Genomic DNA, 16,302 nt, shown 5'->3' on the forward strand with positions numbered 1-16,302 from the left:
CGCTGGCCCGGCCGTTTTGTTGCTGGCCGCTGGCACCTCGTTATTGTTGGATGGCCAGCGCGGGCGCCTGCATGTCGACCCCGACAGCGCCACCCTGCAACGCGCCACCGTCGAGCGCGATACCCGCGAGCAACGCCTGCAAGCCGCCGCGGCCCAGCGCCATGAACCGGCCCTGACCCGTGATGGTCACGCCGTGGAAGTGTTCGCCAATATCGGCGAAAGCGCGGGCGTTGCCGGCGCGGTGGAGCAGGGCGCCGAAGGCATTGGTTTGCTGCGCACCGAACTGATTTTCATGGCTCACCCCCAGGCGCCGGATGAAGCCACCCAGGAAGCCGAATACCGCCGCGTGCTCGACGGCCTCGACGGTCGCCCGCTGGTGGTGCGCACCCTCGATGTGGGCGGCGACAAACCGCTGCCGTATTGGCCGATCGCCGAGGAGGAAAACCCCTTCCTCGGCGTACGTGGCATTCGCCTGACCCTGCAACGCCCGCAGATCATGGAAGCGCAGCTGCGCGCGCTATTGCGTTCCGCGGATAGCCGCCCGCTGCGCATCATGTTCCCGATGGTCGGCAGCGTGGATGAATGGCGCGCGGCCCGTGACATGACCGAGCGCCTGCGCCTGGAAATCCCGGTGGCCGACCTGCAATTGGGGATCATGATCGAAATCCCGTCCGCGGCGTTGCTCGCGCCGGTGCTGGCCAAGGAGGTCGACTTTTTCAGCGTCGGCACCAACGACCTGACCCAGTACACCTTGGCCATCGACCGTGGCCACCCGACCTTGTCGGCCCAGGCCGATGGCCTGCACCCGGCCGTGCTGCAACTGATCGACATCACCGTGCGCGCCGCCCATGCCCATGGCAAATGGGTCGGCGTGTGCGGCGAGCTGGCGGCAGACCCGCTGGCGGTGCCGGTGCTGATCGGCCTGGGTGTGGATGAGTTGAGTGTGTCGGCCCGCAGCATTCCTGAAGTGAAGGCGCGGGTGCGTGAATTCAGTCTGAGCGAGGCCCAGGGCCTGGCGCAAAAAGCACTCGCGGTGGGTTCGCCCGCCGAAGTGCGTGCCTTAGTGGAGGCCGTGTAAATGGCAAGGATTCTGACCCTGACGCTGAACCCGGCGTTGGACCTCACGGTGCGCCTGGCACGCCTGGAACCGGGCGCCGTCAACCGCAGCGAAACCCTGCTGACCCACGCTGCCGGCAAGGGCGTGAATGTCGCGCAGGTGCTGGCCGATCTGGGCCATCAAGTGAGCGTAGGCGGGTTTCTCGGTGCGACCAACCCTGAGGCGTTCGACGCGCTGATCGCCAGCCGTCGGTTTGGCGATGCGTTCGTTCGTGTACCGGGCGAAACGCGCAGCAACATCAAGATTGCCGAACTTGACGGTCGGGTCACCGACATCAATGCGCCGGGGCCATTGGTCAGTGAGCACGCGCAAAAGGAACTGCTCACACTCATCGCGACCATCGGCCCTGAATTCGACGCGGTGGTGGTGGCAGGCAGCTTGCCGCGAGGCGTCAGCCCGCAGTGGTTTCAGAGCCTGGTGACGGAACTGAAAAGCCTCGGTTTGAAAGTCGCCCTGGACACCAGCGGTGAAGCCTTGCGCGCAGGTTTGCAGGCCGGCCCGTGGCTGGTCAAACCCAATACCGAAGAGCTGGCTGACGCCCTGGGCCATGCCACGGATGCAATCAGCCAGTTGCATCGGCAAGGTGTGGAACATGTGGTGGTTTCCGACGGCGCAGCTGGCGTGAGCTGGTACAGCCCTGGTGCGACGCTGCATGCCACGCCGCCCAAGGTCACGGTGGCCAGCACCGTAGGCGCCGGCGATTCGCTGCTGGCCGGAATGCTTCACGGCTTGCTCAACGGCGATACGCCGGAGCAGACCCTGCGCCGCGCCACGGCGATTGCCGCGATGGCAGTCACGCAGATCGGTTTTGGCATCAGCGATGACGCACAGTTGGCGCGTCTCGAAAGCGGCGTTCACGTACGCACGCTGACAGAACAATAAGAGGGTTTGTGATGAAGTTAGCCATTGTTACTGCCTGCCCGAACGGCATGGTCACCAGTGTGCTGTGCGCCCGCTTGCTGGACGCCGCCGCGCAGCGCCAGGGCTGGAGCACCAGCGTTGAAGTGGTGGACGTGCAACGCCCGGAGCGCCAGTTGTCCCAGACGATTATCGATGACGCCGAATGGGTGCTGCTGGTCAGCAGCACGACCGTGGACATGCAACGGTTTGTCGGCAAGCGCGTGTTCCAGAGCACGCCGGCCCAGGCCCTGGCGGATGTCGAGGCGGTGTTGCGTCGCGGCGCCGAAGAGGCCGAGGTGTACGTCGCCACTGAACAGGCGGCGCAAAACGCGCCGCGTATTGTCGCGATCACCGCTTGCCCCACCGGTGTGGCCCACACCTTCATGGCCGCCGAAGCCTTGCAGCAAACCGCCAAGCGCCTCGGCTACGACTTGCAGGTCGAGACCCAGGGCTCGGTGGGCGCGCGCACGCCGTTGAGCCCGCAGGCAATTGCCGACGCCGACGTGGTGTTGCTGGCGGCGGATATCGAAGTCGCCACCGAGCGTTTCGCCGGCAAGAAGATCTACCGCTGCGGCACCGGCATCGCGCTCAAGCAATCCGAAGCGACCCTCAACAAGGCCTTGGCCGAAGGCACGGTAGAAAGCGCGGCCAGCGGTGCGGTGGCTAAGAAGTCGGAGAAAACCGGCGTCTACAAACACCTGCTGACCGGTGTGTCATTCATGTTGCCGATGGTGGTGGCGGGCGGCTTGCTGATCGCCTTGTCCTTCGTGTTCGGCATCCACGCATTCGAGCAGGAAGGCACCCTGGCGGCGGCGCTGAAAACCGTCGGCGACCGCGCCTTCACGCTGATGGTGCCGCTGCTGGCGGGCTACATCGCCTACTCGATTGCCGACCGTCCGGGCATCGCCCCCGGCATGATCGGTGGCCTGCTGGCGGGGACGCTGGGCGCAGGTTTTATCGGCGGGATCCTCGCCGGTTTCCTCGCCGGCTACTGCGTCCAGCTGATCACCCGTGCGGTGAAGTTGCCGCAGAGCCTGGAGGCGCTCAAGCCGATCCTGATCATCCCGTTGCTGGCGAGCCTGTTCACCGGCCTGGCGATGATCTACCTGGTCGGCCCGCCGGTGGCGCGCATGCTTACTGGTCTTACAGACTTCCTCAGCACCATGGGCACCACCAATGCGGTGCTGCTGGGCATCCTGCTGGGCGGCATGATGTGTGTCGATTTGGGCGGGCCGATCAACAAGGCGGCGTACGCGTTTTCGGTCGGGTTGCTGGCGGCCTCCAGCGGTGCGCCGATGGCCGCGACCATGGCGGCCGGCATGGTGCCGCCGATTGGCATGGGCATCGCCACGTTCCTGGCGCGGCGCAAGTTTGCCCAGACCGAACGCGAGGCGGGCAAGGCGGCGATGATTCTGGGGATGTGCTTTATCTCCGAAGGGGCGATCCCGTTTGCCGCCAAGGACCCCTTGCGCGTGATCCCGGCCAGCATCGCCGGTGGCGCGTTGACCGGTGCGCTGTCGATGTACTTCGGCTGCAAACTGGCGGCGCCCCACGGCGGCCTGTTTGTGCTGATCATTCCCAACGCCATGAACCATGCGCTGCTCTACCTGCTGGCGATTGTCGCCGGTAGCGTGTTGACGGGTCTGGTCTACGCGCTGATCAAGCGCCCGGAAGCGGTGGAGCTGGCTGTCGCCTCAGCCAAAGCCTGACGCGATTCAAAAATGTGGGAGCCATCGTCCTTCAGGTCGGTGTCACATCCGCTTCATGCACTCGTGCTTAAGTTTGCCTTTTGCTACTCAAGAGGGCACCTGCATGAGCCACTTCGATCTTGGCCGTCGCCGCGTGATGCAAGCTGTCGGTGCCGGCCTGTTGCTGCCGGGCCTGGCCCCGGCGGTGATCGCCTCGGTCAAGGACCGGCCGCAACTCACCGATGGGGTGCAGTCCGGCGACCTGCTGGGCGACCGCGCGATGATCTGGAGCCGCAGCGACCGCCCGGCGCGTATGGTGGTGGAATGGGACACCCGCAGTGTGTTCAGTAACCCGCGCCGCTTCGTCTCAGCGCTGGCCGACAACCGCAGCGACTTCACCGCCCGCGTCGAACTCACCGGCCTGCCCGTCGACCAGGCGATTTTCTACCGCGTGCACTTCGAAGACGCCCAGACCGGCGTCGCCAGCGAGCCCTGGTTCGGCCACCTGCGCAGCGTGCCGCAACAGCGCCGCGACATTCGTTTTGTGTGGAGCGGCGACACCGTTGGCCAGGGCTTCGGCATCAACCCGGACATCGGCGGCATGCGCATCTACGAGGCCATGCGCCTGCGCCTGCCGGACTTCTTTATTCACAGCGGCGACACCATCTACGCCGACGGCCCGGTGCCCGCGCAACTGGCCACTGAAGGCGGGCGCATCTGGCGCAACATCACCACCGAAGCCAAGAGCAAAGTCTCCGAAACCCTGGATGAATATCGCGGCAATTATCGCTACAACCTGATGGATGAAAACGTGCGTCGCTTCAATGCCGAAGTGCCGCAGATCTGGCAGTGGGACGACCACGAAGTGGTGAATAACTGGTCGCCGAGCAAGCAGCTGGACGAGCGTTACCAGACCAAGGACATCAACACCCTGGTAGGCCGCGCACGCCAAGCCTGGCTCGAATATTCGCCGATGCGCCGGCAAAGCGCCGATGCCGGCGGGCGGATCTATCGCAAGCTCAGTTATGGTCCGTTGCTCGATGTGTTTGTGCTGGATATGCGCAGCTATCGCGGCCCTAACGATGACAATCTGGGCGGCGCCAAACCCTTCCTCGGCCGTGAGCAACTGGACTGGCTCAAACATGAACTCAAGGCCTCCCAGGCGCAGTGGACGGTGATCGCCGCCGACATGCCGATCGGCCTCGGCGTGCCCGACGGCGAGGTCAGCCCCGGCGTGCCGCGCTGGGAAGCCATCGCCAACAATGACCCCGGCGCGGCGCAGGGCCGCGAGCTGGAAATCGCCGAGCTGTTGGGGTTCCTGCGCGCGCAGCAGGTGCGCAACCATGTATGGCTGACGGCGGATGTGCATTACTGCGCAGCACACCACTACCACCCGGATCGCGCGGCGTTCCAGGATTTTGAACCGTTCTGGGAGTTTGTCGCCGGGCCACTCAACGCGGGCAGCTTCGGGCCGAACCCGCTGGATAAGACCTTTGGCCCGGAGGTGGTGTTCGAGAAAGCTCCGCCGGCGCAAAACACCTCGCCGTTTGCCGGGTTTCAGTTTTTTGGCGAAGTGCAGATTGATGGGCAGACGGCCGAGCTGACGGTCATCCTGCGCGACCTGGATGGCGTCTCGGTATTCGAGCAAAAACTGCAGCCCGTTTAATTTGGAAGTATCTTCAGGTACTCAATACACATCCCGGCGATAGCGGCCTTGCTCAATCAAGCGCTCGACCGCTTCGCTGCCCAGCACGTCATGCAGCGCCTGATCCACCCCAGCCGCCATCCCTTGCAAACTCCCGCACACATAAATCGCCGCGCCGTCCGCCAGCCATTTGCGCAGCACCTCGGCGGATTCGCGCAGGCGGTCCTGCACGTAGATTTTCTCTTCCTGATCGCGGGAAAAGGCCAGGTCCAGCAACGCCAGGTCGCCACTGGCCAACCAGCCTTGCAGCTCGTCCTGGCAGAGGAAGTCGTGGGCGATATTGCGTTCGCCAAACAACAGCCAGTTGCGCTGCTGGCCGTCGGCAATGCGGGCCTTGAGCAAACTGCGCAAACCGGCCAGGCCGGTGCCATTGCCCAGCAGAATCAAGGGCGCCGGTGCGTCCGGCAGGTGGAAGCCGCTGTTGCGGCGCAGGCGCAGGTTGATGCTTGAACCGATGGAAGCGTGTTCGGTGAGCCAACCACTTGCAAGGCCCAGGCCGCCGTCCGCGTGGCGTTCCTGGCGCACGATGAGTTCGAGTACGCCGTCGCTGGGAATCGAGGCGATGGAGTATTCGCGCATGCCCAACGGTGCCAGCGCGTTCACCAGGGCCTGGGCGTGCAGGCCGACCAGGTGGGCACGGTTGTCCGGCAGTTGACGCGTGGCCAGGGCCTGGTTGAGGGTTTGCGGCAGGCCGTCGATCAACACGCCGTCGCTGCCGGCCAGGCCCAGGCCGCCCAGGAAATGCTCAATCGCCCAAGGGCAATTGCGCGGCAGGACTTCCACCAGGTCACCGGCTTGCCAGCTGTGCGGCGACGCAGGGGTGAGGCCCAGCAGGTACACGTCCGACCCGCTGCTGTCAGGGTTGAGCAGGGTGCGCCGGCTGAGGGTCCAGTTTTCGTACTGCGCGGTCGGCCAGGCGGCGGCAGGCGCGTGGCCGGTCAGTTGGCCAAGCTGTTGTTGCCAGTTGAGCAGGGCGGCGGGGTTGCCGCTGTCCACTTCCACGGGGGCGAACAACGGGTTGCCGCCCTGGTTGGTCAGCCAGAAATGCAGGCGCCGCGCAAAGCCGCAGAAGTGTTCGTACTGGCGATCCCCCAGGGCCAGGACCGAGTAGTTCAGGCCCTTGAGCGACAGGTCCTGGCCGAGCACGCTGCGCTCGAAACCACGGGCGCTGTCGGGGGCTTCGCCGTCGCCGAAGGTGCTGACCACAAACAGCGCATTCTGCGACTGGCGCAGGTCGTCCTGGCTGACGCTGCCCAAAGCCTGCACCTTCACCGGCAGGCCCGCCGCCTGCAATTGCCCGGCGGTCTGCCAGGCCAGTTGTTCGGCAAAACCGCTTTGGCTGGCGAAGCCGATCAGCCACGCCGGGGCATCGCTCTGGTTGTCGCCGAGGCCTTTGCGAGCCTCGCGCACCTGGCGTTTTTTGCGGCGACGGTCCAGGTACAGCAGCCAGCCGGTGATGAAAAACAACGGCATCAGCAGCGAACTGACGGTGAGGATAATGCGCCCGGCCCAACCGAAATAACTGCCGGTGTGCAGCGCATAAAGACTGGTCAGCAGCTGCGACTTGAAGCTCTTGCTGGCGTAGCGATCATGGGATTTGACCTCGCCGGTGGCCGGGTCGAGGTTGATCTGGTTCAGTGCGCGGTCGTGCGGCGAATCCTTCAACAAGTAGTAGACGGTCGCCGGTTGCCCGGCCACGGCCGGCATACGGATGTTGTAGGCACTCAACCCCGCGCCGGCGTTGCTGTAGATGCTGCTCCAGATCGCGTCGTAGTTGGCCGCAGGCGTCGGGCCTTCGGGCGCCGGGCCGCGTTTGCGCACGCGTTCATTGTGCGGCGCGTCGGACAGCAGTTTGGTCAGGCCCTGGCTGTACCAGTCGTAGGACCAGGACAGCCCGGTCAGCGCCGACAGCAGGTACGCAAGCAGGCACCAGGTGCCGAACACCGAGTGCAGGTCCCAGTTGAAGGCGCGGCCCTTTTTGCGCCAGTCCAGCGTCAGCCAGGCGCGCCAGCTCGCCACCTGGCGCGGCCAGCGCAAGTACAGGCCGGAAAGGCAGAAAAACACCAGGATCAGTGTGCAGGCACCGGTGATTTGCCGACCGGTTTCACCCATCACCAGAAAACGGTGCAGTTGCAGGATAAAGCCGAACACATCCTGGCCGACGGCGTCGCCCATGTAGTCGCCGGTGTAGGGGTCGAAGTAGCGCATCTGGCCACGGCGCTCACCCGGCGGCGGGGTGAAGAACACACGCGCGGCGTTGCCGCTTTCGCTTTCTACCCAGAGCATCGACACGGTCTTGCCTTCGGTGGCTTCGAGCTTGCGCACCAGCTCGGCGGGCGGCAGTACGCCGGCTTCGCGTTTTTCCACGCTCAACACCGTGGGGTTGAGCGCGCGCAGGATTTCATCCTGAAACGACACCGCAGCCCCGGTGATCCCCATCAAGGCCAGCACCAGCCCGGCAGTAATGCCGAAGAACCAGTGCAACTGGAACAGGGTTTTCTTCAACACGTCTGACCGCCTCGTCTATCTGATATGTAGGGCACGGCGCGCATTATGCCGTGGGTTATCGAGAAAAATTCTGTTTTACACGCAAAAGCCCCACGCATCCGATGCGTGGGGCTTTCTGCCGATTGTGGCGCGCGTTTAGAAGTGGAAGTTGGTGGACAGCAGCGCCGTGCGACCGGCCGCCTGGTTGGCGAAGTGCGAAGCGTAGGCCTTGTCGTAGTAGGTTTTGTCCGTCAGGTTCTGCACGTTCAGTTGCAGGTCGACATTCTTGGTCAGCTTGTAGCTGGCCATGGCGTCGTAGCGGGTGTAGGACGGCACGTAGACCGTGTTGGCCGCGTCACCGTAAACCTGGTCGACATAGAACGCGCCGCCGCCGATGGTCAGCTTCGGCGTCACGTCATAGGTGGTCCACAGGCTGAACGCGTTCTCTGGCGTGTTGGGCATCTGGTTGCCTTTGTTGGAACCGGCTTGCACCACGCCCAGGCGGTTGCCGTTCTTGCCGGGGTCAACCAGCTCGGCCTTGAGGTAGCTGTAGCCGGCGAACACTTGCCACTGGTCGGTGATCTTGCCGCTGGCCGACAGCTCCAGGCCGTCGACGCGGGACTCGCCGGCGGTTTCGTAGGTGTTCGAATCCACCAGGATGCGGGTGTTTTTCTTCTCGGTACGGAACACCGCAGCGGACAGGGACAGGCGGTTGTGGAACAGGTCCCACTTGGTGCCCAGCTCGTAGTTGACGGTTTCTTCCGGTTTCAGGTCGCTGGTGTTGATGCCGGTGGGGATCGCATTGCTGTCGACGCCTTCACCCACCAGGCCGCCCGCCGGCGACGCCGAGGTGGCGTAGGAGGTGTAGATGCTGCCGTTATCCAGCGGCTTCCAGACCAGGCCCGCCTGCCAGTTGAAGAACTGGCTGTCGTCCTTGACCTTGCTGCGCGCCCTGACCGTCGAGGTAGGCACGGCGTTGGTGTTGGCTTCGGTGTCGAAGGTGTCGTAGCGCAGGCCGAGGTTCAGCAGCCATTTCGGGTCGAGTTCGATGGTGTCGAACACGTAGGCGGCACGGCTGGTGGCCTTGGTGTTGGTGCCGTTGTAGTTACGCGCGATGCTGCCGGTCCAGGCGTCGTCCGGGTTCGGGTTGCTCAGCGAGGTGCACTGGCCACCACGGCCGCCGCCGGCCACGGTGCAGGTCGGGTTGCTGTTGGGGCTGACGGTGTAGCCACTCACGCGGGTTTCTTCGCCGGTGAATTCCAGGCCGGTGGAGTAGCTGTGCTTGAGGCCCAATGCCTGGAAGTTGCCGAACAGGTCGGTCTGGTTGGTGGTGGTCGTGGTGGTGGACACACGGGTGTTGGCGCGGCGCCATACCGTGCCGAAGCGGCTGACGTTGCGCTGGCTGTCGTCCGGCTGGGTGAGCACGTAATCCTGGCCGGTGCTGCCATGACGCAGGGTGTTTTTCAGGGTCATGTTGTCGTTCAGGTCGTGTTCGACCGAGAACGTGCTGATGTCGGCGCGGGTCTTGCGGAAGTCGCGGTCCTTCAAGCCATAAAAGTTATTGCTGTCGCCGCCGTCGGTCGGTTTGTCGTGCACGTGAGCGGTGGCGGTCGATGAGCCGTAGGCATACGGAATGCCCGAATCCGGGAGGTCGTCGCTTTCCATGTGGTAGTAGCTGAGGTTGACGCGGGTCGGCGTGCCCAGGCCAAACGTCAGCGACGGCGCAACGCCCCAGCGGTCGTAGTTGACCGCATCGCGCCCGGCGACGTTCTGCTCGTGGCTCATCAGGTTCAGGCGAAAGGCGGCGCTGTCGTCGAGGAACTGGCGGTTGACGTCGAGCACGTAGCGGCGGGTCTGGTCGGAACCGTAGGTGAAACCGCCGTTGGTAAAGTCGCGCGCTTGCGGGGTTTTGCTCACCAGGTTGATGCTGCCGCCGGCCGAACCACGGCCGCCGAACGAGGAGTTGGGGCCTTTGCTGACTTCGATGGATTCAATGTCGAAGATCTCGCGGCTCTGCCCGCCGGTGTCGCGCACGCCGTCCAGGTAGGTGTCGCCCTGGGCGTCAAAACCGCGAATGAAGGGGCGGTCGCCTTGAGGGTTGCCGCCTTCACCGGCGCCGAAGGTGATGCCCGGCACGGTGCGCAAGGCATCCTGCAGCGACGTGGCGGCGGTGTCCTTGAGCACTTGTTGCGGCACTACGGTCACCGAGCGCGGCGTGTCCGCCAGCGGCGCGGTGTACTTCTGCGAAGAGGCTTTTTCGACCTGGTAGGAGGTGGTGTCCTGTTCTTCGCCGGTGATGCTGGTGGCACCCAGGGAGATGCTGTTGCGCTGGCCTTTCTGTTCGGTGTCTTCGGCCGCCTGCGCCAAGTGGGCAGCAGAGCTGGCGCTGAGTGCGACGCCAATGGCCGAAGCCAGCATGCGTGGTGAACTGGCCGGTATTTTTGTAGTAGTGCGCGACATGACGTGTGCCTTCCCCAAGGTTGTGAGGCCGCGGAATATAGGGTTAACAAGACTTCATATCAATTGCGATACATTGCTAATTGCACTGAATTTACATTCTTTACACTTTTTGCTTACGGTTTTTACGATCTCATCCGTCTAGCCGTTTTACAGGGCGGATAAGAATCAATACCATTAGCGCCTCTCTGTTTTCAGGTATTGCCCCATGCTGCTGCACATTCCCGGCCTGTTCTCTCGCGAGGAAGTGCAGCGCATCCGCCAGGCCCTGGAACACGCCGATTGGGCCGACGGTAAAATCACTGCCGGGCACCAGTCCGCCAAGGCCAAACACAACCTGCAATTGCCTGAAGGCCACCCGCTGGCGAAGGAAATCGGCGCGGCGATGCTTGAGCGGTTGTGGAAAAATCCCCTGTTCATGTCAGCGGCGTTACCGCACAAAGTCTTCCCGCCGCTGCTCAATTGCTACACGGCCGGGGGCAGCTTCGACTTTCATATCGACAATGCCGTGCGCCAGGCTCGGGGCAGCCATGAGCGGGTGCGCACGGACCTGTCGTCCACGCTGTTCTTCAGCGACCCGGATGAATACGACGGTGGCGAACTGGAGATCCAGGACACCTTTGGCCTGCAGCGGGTCAAGCTGCCGGCCGGCGACATGGTGCTGTACCCAGGCTCCAGCCTGCACAAAGTCAACGCCGTGACCCGCGGCGCACGCTACGCCGCGTTCTTCTGGACGCAAAGCCTAGTGCGCGAAGACAGCCAGCGCACGCTGCTGTTCGAGATGGACGGCGCGATCCAGCAACTGACCCGGGATGTCCCCGACCACCCGGCCCTGATCCAGCTCACCGGCACTTACCACAACCTGCTGCGCCGCTGGGTCGAGGTCTGACATGGGCTTTTTACTGCGCCGCGAAGAAGTGCTCAACGTCGAGCAGTTGCAAAGCATGCTCGACGACTCGCCGGTACGCGCGGCCCAGGCGATCTTGATCGCGGCGAAGGAGGGCGTGGTCGACGCCCAGGCCCTGCTCGGGCAAATCCTGCTGGAAGGCCGCGGTATTGCGCGCGATGAAGCGCTGGCCCTGCGCTGGTTCCGGATCGCGGCCAACGGCGGGCACTTGATGGCGCGCAACATGGCCGGGCGCTGTCTGGAACATGGCTGGGGCTGCGCCGTGGACGAGGCGGCGGCAGCGCGGGAATATCGCCAGGCGGCCGAGGCTGGGCTCGATTGGGCGCAGTACAACTACGCCAATCTACTGGCCACCGGGCGCGGCGTTGCAGAAGACCAGGCGCACGCGCTGAGTCTCTATCGCCAAGCAGCCGAACAAGGGCATGCCAAGTCGATGAACCTGCTGGGGCGCTATCTGGAAGAAGGCCAGGTTTGCCCCCGAGACGTGGACGCGGCGGTGGCCTGGTATCGACGCTCAGCCGAGGCCGGGGATTTTCGTGGGCAGTTCAGTTATGCCGCGGTGTTGGCGGCTAGAGGCGAGGTCGAAACGGCTTTGGGCTGGCTGCGCAAGGCATTGGAGGGCGGCAATCTGAAGTTCTTGCGCACGGCGCACAAGGCATTGGCAGCGGCGAATGATCCGCAGATTCGGGCAATGGCGGATGCCTATCAACAACGCGCCGCCAATCTTTCTTAGCGCCTGACGCTCGTCACGACGCTGGGCACAAAAACTGACATTCGATTGCTGGCTCAAACTATTTGCACATTGTAATCATTGCGCCACGCGAGCCCGCTTGGAGGTTAAGCGGGCTTTTTCATTGGTGTGTCTCGTGTGTACAAAAAAGCGCATTGCCATTTTGCAGTGTGTAATATACACACTGATAGGTAAGGCAATGCGAAGTCGAGAGGTGATTGAGCTTATGGTTGCGGATGGTTGGTTTGAGGTGGCAGTGAAAGGCAGTCATCACCAGTTCAAACACCCCGTGAAACCAGGGCGGATAACTGTCCCACATCCTAAGTCAGAGATTGCCAGGGGTACTCTGCACAGCATTTTAAAATCGGCAGGCCTCAAGTGATGGTTCTGTTTGATGAGTTGAACGGAGTCTGCGAGGCTCGTTCAGAGGAGGATCAATGAAGTTTCCTGTGGTTGTACATAAAGACGTTGACTCTGATTACAGCGTGACGGTGCCCGATGTGCCGGGATGTTTCTCGGCGGGTGGGTCGTTTTCAGAAGCCCTGGACAATGTCCGCGATGCATTGGCGTTGCACCTGGAAGGGCTGGTTGCTGATGAGCAGAAGCTGCCCCAGGCGTTGGAGGTTGATGCCCATTTGGATAATGCGGATTACGCCGGTGGCGTATGGGCGATAGTCGACTTTGACCTCACTCCTTACCTGGGCAGGTCGGTGCGGTTCAATGCTTCCTTGCCGGAGCAATTGTTGCTTCGCATTGATGAGCGCGTTCAGAAGGACCATCGCTATGCATCACGCTCAGGTTTTCTGGCGACAGCGGCATTGCGCGAGCTATCTGCGTAACGCAACGCGCGCGAACAAACAGACGCCCAAAAAAAAGCCCATGATTGCTCATGGGCCTTTTTATTGCTGGTCGCCGTTACACGTAGAACGATTTCAGCGGCGGAAACCCGTTGAACTCAACCGCGCTGTAGCTGGTGGTGTAGGCACCGGTCGACAACCAGTACAAACGGTCGCCAATTGCCAGGTTCAGCGGCAGGCCGTACTTGTAGTTCTCGTACATGATGTCGGCGCTGTCGCAGGTCGGGCCGGCGATGACCACTTCTTCCATCTCGCCTTTCTTCTCGGTCCAGATCGGGAACTTGATGGCTTCGTCCATGGTTTCGATCAGGCCGGAGAATTTGCCCACGTCGGTGTATACCCAGCGCTCGACGGCGGTGCGCGACTTACGGGCGACCAATACCACTTCACTGACCAGGATGCCGGCGTTGGCGATCAACGAACGGCCCGGCTCGAGGATGATTTCCGGCAGGTCGTCGCCGAAGTCTTCCTTGAGGAAACGGATGATTTCCTCGGCGTAGGTTTCCAGGCTGTTGGTGCGGGTGATGTAGTTGGCCGGGAAGCCGCCGCCCATGTTGATCAGCTTGAGGTGGATGCCGTCTTCTTCCTTCAGGCGCTCGAAGATCACTTTGACCTTGGCGATCGCCGCGTCCCACACGCTGATGTCGCGCTGTTGCGAACCGACGTGGAACGAGATGCCGTATGGCACCAGGCCCAGGTCGCGGGCGAGGATCAGCAGGTCCATGGCCATGTCGGTCTGGCAGCCGAATTTGCGCGACAGAGGCCAGTCGGCCGTGGTCGAGCCTTCGGTGAGGATGCGCACATAGACTTTCGAACCCGGCGCGGCCTTGGCGATGTTGCGCAGGTCGGCCTCTGAGTCGGTGGAGAACAGGCGCACGCCCTTCTCGTAGAAGTAGCGGATGTCCTTGGATTTCTTGATGGTGTTGCCGTAGCTGATACGGTCGGCGCTGACGCCGCGGTCCATGACCTTGTCCAGCTCGTAGATCGAGGCGATGTCGAAGCTCGAACCCTTGTCTTTCAACAGGTCGATGATCTCGACTGCTGGGTTGGCCTTGACCGCGTAATACACCTTGGCGAATTCGAAACCGGCGCGCAGGTCATCGTAGGCCTGGCTGATCATCGCGGTGTCGATCACCACGAACGGGGTTTCTTGCTTGTCGGCGAACGCCTTCATTTTGTCAAAAGTGGCGCGCGCGAAATAATCTTCGACGTTGATCGACATGCTGGGAACTCCTAAGGGCAAACTAAATTGATCAATGGGTGCAAATGAACGTCCTCCGTATCCCCACTTTGGTTCGCCTACTTCCCAAGGCATGTCGCCGAAAGCAAAAAGGCCATGGGAATAGACGCGTCCCTTGGCCTTGCTGTCTCGTCGTCAGTACTTGAGCCGGATGGATCGTTTCCAGCATGGACGTTCGGCGCGAACTTTAGGACGTGAGGGGCCATAGATCAACTAAAAATGTCGCGTTTTTGCACGCGTTCGTCGCGGGACCGCGTGCAGCTACTTATGTAACCGACAGGTGTGACGGAATGATGTTCCCCGGATGAGCTAAATCGGTGGGATTTCCCCGATTCACCAGCGGGCGAATGTGGGAGGGGGCAAGCCCCCTCCCACATTTTTAACTGAGTGGTGTCAGATCAAGCCAACGCAGTCTCGGCTGGCGAAACAATACTGGTCTTGCCCCCACGCGACTTACCGGAGCTCAGGTACTCGGCAATCGACTCCTGGGTTACCTCACCGAGGAACACCCGCTCCGCGTCCATCACCGGCAACCACGAGCGGTTGAACTCGTACATGCGCGACAGCAGGATGCGCAAGTGCTCGTCGTACGCCGCCGTGGCGTTGAATTCGCGCAGGTATTGGCCGCAGGTGCCGGTCTGACGGTGCAGGTCGCGGCGTCGTACATAACCCAGCGCCTTGTTCTCGGCACAGGTGACTACCACGTAGCGACGGTCGGTTTCGTCCATCAGCTCCAGGGCGTCGGCCACCGGGGTTTCCGGGCTCACCGACGGGGCGTTGTCCGCCGCGTCTTCGGCCTTCACCAGCAGCAGGCGCTTGAGGGTACTGTCCTGGCCCACGAAGTTGCTCACGAACTCGTCGGCCGGGTGCGCCAGCAGGGTGTCAGGGTGGTCGATCTGCAGCAGCTTGCCGGCGCGGAAGATCGCGATCTTGTCGCCCAGCTTGATGGCTTCGTCGATGTCGTGGCTAACCATGATCACGGTCTTGTTCAGCGCGCGTTGCATCTCGAAGAACTCGTTCTGGATCATCTCGCGGTTGATCGGGTCGACCGCGCCGAACGGTTCGTCCATCAGCAGCAGCGGGGCATCCGCCGCCAGGGCTCGGATTACGCCGATCCGCTGCTGCTGGCCACCCGACAGTTCACGCGGGTAGCGATGCAGGTACTGCTTGGGTTCCAGCTTGATCATGCTCATCAACTCGCGGGCGCGGTCGTGGCATTTCTGTTTGTCCCAGCCGAGCAGCTTGGGCACGACCACGATGTTTTCCTCGATGGTCATGTTCGGGAACAGGCCGATCTGCTGGATCACATAGCCGATGTTGCGACGCAGGGTCACTTCGTCGAGGTCGGTGGTGTCTTCGCCGTTGATCAGGATCTTGCCCGAGGTGGGCTTGATCAGGCGGTTGATCATTTTCAGCGTGGTGCTCTTGCCGCAGCCCGACGGGCCGAGGAATACGCAAATCTCGCCTTCGTTGACGGTCAGGCTTACGTCATTCACGGCGGAGACAGTCTTGCCGTTGCTTTGAAAAGTCTTGGTCAGGTTTTGAAGTTCGATCATTTGAGCAGTCCTTTTGGAGTCAGCGAGCGTTGCAGCCATTGCAAGAGCAGGTCGGCGAAGATGGCCAGGAGACTGACCAGCACGGCGCCAACGATCAGCATCGACATGTCGCTGCGGCTGATGGAAGCCAGAATAAGTACACCCAGGCCACCGGCGCCGATGGTGGCGGCGATGGTCATCACGCCAATGTTCATGACCACGGCGGTGCGCACACCGGCAAGGATCACCGGCACCGCGATGGGCAGTTCGACCATGCGCAGGCGCTGGCCGAAAGTCATGCCGATGCCTTTGGCGGCCTCGCGAATGCCGGGTTCAACGCCGGTCAGGGCCAGGTAGGTGTTACGCATGATCGGCAGCAGGGAGTAGAGGAACACGGCGGTGATCGCCGGCATCGGGCCCAGGCCCTGGCCGAATTTGGAGTAGAACGGCAGCAGCAGGCCGAACAGGGCAATCGACGGCACGGTCAGCAGCACCGTGGCGCTCGCTTGCAGCGGGCCGGCCAGCGTCGGGAAACGGGTCATCAGCACGCCGAGGGGCACGCCCACGACAATTGCCAGGATCACGGCGATACCGACCAGGGTGATGTGCTGCCCGGTCAATTGCAGGACTTGGGCCCAATCAAGATGGGAAAAGGCGTTCAGGAATTCCATGTCTTCTC

13 protein-coding genes are annotated in these 16,302 nt (G+C 62.6%); 8 read left to right on the forward strand and 5 right to left on the reverse strand.

Annotated elements, in window-relative coordinates; translation table 11 throughout:
* From ptsP to WBR57_RS25120, 4 genes are all read left to right on the forward strand, one after another.
* A partial coding sequence (gene ptsP, locus WBR57_RS25105; protein WP_424087635.1) for a phosphoenolpyruvate--protein phosphotransferase occupies positions 1 to 1,078 on the forward strand: 1,078 nt, incomplete at its 5' end.
* Positions 1,079 to 1,999 (forward strand): 1-phosphofructokinase, encoded by a 921-nt coding sequence (gene pfkB, locus WBR57_RS25110; protein ID WP_424087637.1) that lies wholly within the window; start codon positions 1,079 to 1,081, stop codon positions 1,997 to 1,999.
* Positions 2,000 to 2,010: 11 nt separating this feature from the next.
* On the forward strand, positions 2,011 to 3,726 hold the full coding sequence (locus WBR57_RS25115) for a PTS fructose-like transporter subunit IIB (protein ID WP_424087639.1): 1,716 nt from the start codon (positions 2,011 to 2,013) through the stop codon (positions 3,724 to 3,726).
* A 103-nt stretch (positions 3,727 to 3,829) separates the two neighbouring features.
* Positions 3,830 to 5,371: an alkaline phosphatase D family protein gene (locus tag WBR57_RS25120; protein ID WP_424087641.1), complete on the forward strand. Its 1,542-nt coding sequence runs from the start codon at positions 3,830 to 3,832 to the stop codon at positions 5,369 to 5,371.
* 21 nt (positions 5,372 to 5,392) lie between these two features.
* Here the strand turns inward: WBR57_RS25120 and WBR57_RS25125 are convergent, their stop codons facing one another.
* Positions 5,393 to 7,918, reverse strand: coding sequence for a PepSY domain-containing protein (locus WBR57_RS25125; RefSeq protein WP_424087642.1), 2,526 nt, complete (start codon positions 7,916 to 7,918; stop codon positions 5,393 to 5,395).
* A gap of 135 nt (positions 7,919 to 8,053) precedes the next feature.
* On the reverse strand, positions 8,054 to 10,357 hold the full coding sequence (locus WBR57_RS25130) for a TonB-dependent receptor (RefSeq protein WP_424087644.1): 2,304 nt from the start codon (positions 10,355 to 10,357) through the stop codon (positions 8,054 to 8,056).
* A 205-nt stretch (positions 10,358 to 10,562) separates the two neighbouring features.
* Between WBR57_RS25130 and WBR57_RS25135 the strand changes: the two genes are divergently transcribed.
* From WBR57_RS25135 to WBR57_RS25150, 4 genes are all read left to right on the forward strand, one after another.
* The gene (locus WBR57_RS25135; RefSeq protein WP_424087646.1) at positions 10,563 to 11,243 is read left to right on the forward strand and encodes a Fe2+-dependent dioxygenase; all 681 of its coding nucleotides are present in this window, start codon (positions 10,563 to 10,565) and stop codon (positions 11,241 to 11,243) included.
* 1 nt (position 11,244) lies between these two features.
* Entirely contained in the window at positions 11,245 to 11,994 is a 750-nt protein-coding gene (locus tag WBR57_RS25140; RefSeq protein ID WP_424087648.1) for a tetratricopeptide repeat protein, read from the forward strand.
* 196 nt (positions 11,995 to 12,190) lie between these two features.
* The gene (locus WBR57_RS25145) at positions 12,191 to 12,373 is read left to right on the forward strand and encodes a type II toxin-antitoxin system HicA family toxin (RefSeq protein ID WP_424087650.1); all 183 of its coding nucleotides are present in this window, start codon (positions 12,191 to 12,193) and stop codon (positions 12,371 to 12,373) included.
* Between the two features lie 55 nt (positions 12,374 to 12,428).
* The gene (locus WBR57_RS25150; RefSeq protein ID WP_424087652.1) at positions 12,429 to 12,830 is read left to right on the forward strand and encodes a type II toxin-antitoxin system HicB family antitoxin; all 402 of its coding nucleotides are present in this window, start codon (positions 12,429 to 12,431) and stop codon (positions 12,828 to 12,830) included.
* A 76-nt stretch (positions 12,831 to 12,906) separates the two neighbouring features.
* Here the strand turns inward: WBR57_RS25150 and WBR57_RS25155 are convergent, their stop codons facing one another.
* The 3 genes from WBR57_RS25155 to WBR57_RS25165 all read right to left on the reverse strand — a co-directional run bounded on the left by WBR57_RS25155 (position 12,907) and on the right by WBR57_RS25165 (position 16,294).
* Positions 12,907 to 14,070 carry a type III PLP-dependent enzyme gene (locus tag WBR57_RS25155; RefSeq protein ID WP_014716890.1) on the reverse strand — a complete coding sequence of 388 codons (1,164 nt, stop codon included), beginning with the start codon at positions 14,068 to 14,070 and terminating at the stop codon, positions 12,907 to 12,909.
* 416 nt (positions 14,071 to 14,486) lie between these two features.
* Positions 14,487 to 15,644, reverse strand: a complete 1,158-nt coding sequence (locus WBR57_RS25160; protein ID WP_017138294.1) for a betaine/proline/choline family ABC transporter ATP-binding protein — start codon at positions 15,642 to 15,644, stop codon at positions 14,487 to 14,489.
* A complete protein-coding gene (locus WBR57_RS25165; RefSeq protein WP_048724114.1) occupies positions 15,641 to 16,294 on the reverse strand; it encodes an ABC transporter permease in 654 nt (217 codons plus the stop codon). The genes WBR57_RS25160 and WBR57_RS25165 overlap by 4 nt, the downstream gene beginning before the upstream one ends.
* Positions 16,295 to 16,302 lie beyond the last annotated feature (8 nt).

The sequence above is a fragment of the Pseudomonas sp. genome (assembly GCF_049590575.1).
GTDB lineage: Bacteria > Pseudomonadota > Gammaproteobacteria > Pseudomonadales > Pseudomonadaceae > Aquipseudomonas.

What these genes read in the sequence shown, in the direction of transcription:
- pfkB (WP_424087637.1), top strand. Translation starts at nt 1,079, where the DNA reads ATGGCAAGGATTCTGACCCTGACGCTGAACCCGGCGTTGGACCTCACG.
- WBR57_RS25115 (WP_424087639.1), top strand. Translation starts at nt 2,011, where the DNA reads ATGAAGTTAGCCATTGTTACTGCCTGCCCGAACGGCATGGTCACCAGT.
- WBR57_RS25120 (WP_424087641.1), top strand. Translation starts at nt 3,830, where the DNA reads ATGAGCCACTTCGATCTTGGCCGTCGCCGCGTGATGCAAGCTGTCGGT.
- WBR57_RS25130 (WP_424087644.1), bottom strand. Translation starts at nt 10,357, where the DNA reads ATGTCGCGCACTACTACAAAAATACCGGCCAGTTCACCACGCATGCTG.
- WBR57_RS25135 (WP_424087646.1), top strand. Translation starts at nt 10,563, where the DNA reads ATGCTGCTGCACATTCCCGGCCTGTTCTCTCGCGAGGAAGTGCAGCGC.
- WBR57_RS25140 (WP_424087648.1), top strand. Translation starts at nt 11,245, where the DNA reads ATGGGCTTTTTACTGCGCCGCGAAGAAGTGCTCAACGTCGAGCAGTTG.
- WBR57_RS25145 (WP_424087650.1), top strand. Translation starts at nt 12,191, where the DNA reads ATGCGAAGTCGAGAGGTGATTGAGCTTATGGTTGCGGATGGTTGGTTT.
- WBR57_RS25150 (WP_424087652.1), top strand. Translation starts at nt 12,429, where the DNA reads ATGAAGTTTCCTGTGGTTGTACATAAAGACGTTGACTCTGATTACAGC.
- WBR57_RS25155 (WP_014716890.1), bottom strand. Translation starts at nt 14,070, where the DNA reads ATGTCGATCAACGTCGAAGATTATTTCGCGCGCGCCACTTTTGACAAA.
- WBR57_RS25160 (WP_017138294.1), bottom strand. Translation starts at nt 15,644, where the DNA reads ATGATCGAACTTCAAAACCTGACCAAGACTTTTCAAAGCAACGGCAAG.
- WBR57_RS25165 (WP_048724114.1), bottom strand. Translation starts at nt 16,294, where the DNA reads ATGGAATTCCTGAACGCCTTTTCCCATCTTGATTGGGCCCAAGTCCTG.